A 1439-nucleotide genomic window follows, 5' to 3' on the forward strand; every position below is an offset into this window, starting at 1 on the left:
ACCGCCCGCGTCTACGACGTGGCCCGCGAGACCGAGCTCGAGCGCGCGCCGAACCTCTCGGCGCGCCTGCGCAACCCCGTCTTCCTCAAGCGCGAGGACAACCAGCCGGTGTTCTCCTTCAAGCTGCGCGGCGCCTACAACAGGATGGCCCACCTCACCCCCGCCCAGCTCGGGCGCGGCGTCATCACCGCCTCGGCGGGCAATCACGCCCAGGGCGTGGCGCTCTCGGCCGCGAAACTCGGCGTGAAGGCCGTGATCTGCGTGCCCGTCACCACGCCCCAGGTCAAGGTCGATGCCGTGCGCGCCCACGGCGGCGCGACCGTCGAGGTCGTGCAGGCCGGCGAATCCTACAGCGACGCCTACGCCCATGCCGTGCGTCTGCAGGAGGAGCGCGGCCTGACCTTCGTGCATCCGTTCGACGATCCGTACGTCATCGCCGGCCAGGGCACCGTCGCCATGGAGATTCTCAGCCAGCATCAGGCCCCGATTCACGCGATCTTCGTGCCGATCGGCGGCGGCGGGCTCGCGGCCGGCGTCGCGGCCTACGTGAAGGCCGTGCGTCCCGAGATCCGCGTGATCGGCGTGCAGACCGACGATTCCTGCGCGATGGCGCAGTCGATCGCGGCGGGCCGGCGCGTCGAGCTGACCGAGGTCGGCCTGTTTTCCGACGGCACCGCGGTCAAGCTCGTCGGCGAGGAAACCTTCCGCCTGTGCCGTGAGTATCTCGACGAGGTGCTGACAGTCGATACCGACGCCCTGTGCGCGGCCATCAAGGACGTTTTCCAGGACACGCGCAGCGTGCTCGAACCGGCGGGCGCGCTGGCCGTGGCGGGCGCGAAACGGTACGCGGAGCGCGAGGGCATCGAGGGCCGGACGCTGGTGGCGATCACCTCGGGCGCGAACATGAACTTCGACCGGATGCGCTTCGTGGCCGAGCGCGCCGAGGTGGGCGAGGCGCGCGAGGCGGTATTCGCGGTGACGATCCCCGAGGAGCGCGGCAGCTTCAGACGCTTCTGCGAACTGGTGGGCACGCGCAGCGTGACGGAGTTCAACTACCGCATCGACGACGCCGAGCGCGCGCACATCTTCGTGGGCGTGCAGATCCGCAACCGCGGCGAGTCGCAGCAGATCGCACAGGGCTTCGTCGATCACGGCTTCGCGACCGTCGACCTCACGGGCGACGAGCTGTCGAAGCAGCACATCCGCTACATGGTGGGCGGGCGCTCGCCGCTGGCGCACGACGAGCGGCTGTTCCGCTTCGAGTTTCCGGAGCGGCCGGGCGCGCTGATGCGCTTCCTGTCGTCGATGGCGCCGAACTGGAACATCAGCCTGTTCCACTACCGCAACCAGGGGGCGGACTACAGCTCGATTCTCGTGGGCATCCAGGTGCCCGCGGCCGAGGACGCCGGGTTCCGACGCTTCCTCGCCACGCTCGGGTA

The 1439-nt window shown here is 69.7% G+C and carries 1 protein-coding gene; it reads left to right on the forward strand.

The window, feature by feature from the left end; translation table 11 throughout:
• Window positions 1–1439, forward strand: a 1439-nt coding sequence (gene ilvA / locus BLU17_RS32060; RefSeq protein ID WP_143189415.1) for a threonine ammonia-lyase, biosynthetic, incomplete at both ends; no start/stop codon positions are given.

The organism is Paraburkholderia lycopersici (assembly GCF_900096975.1).
In the GTDB taxonomy this organism is placed as follows: Bacteria; Pseudomonadota; Gammaproteobacteria; order Burkholderiales; family Burkholderiaceae; genus Paraburkholderia; species Paraburkholderia lycopersici.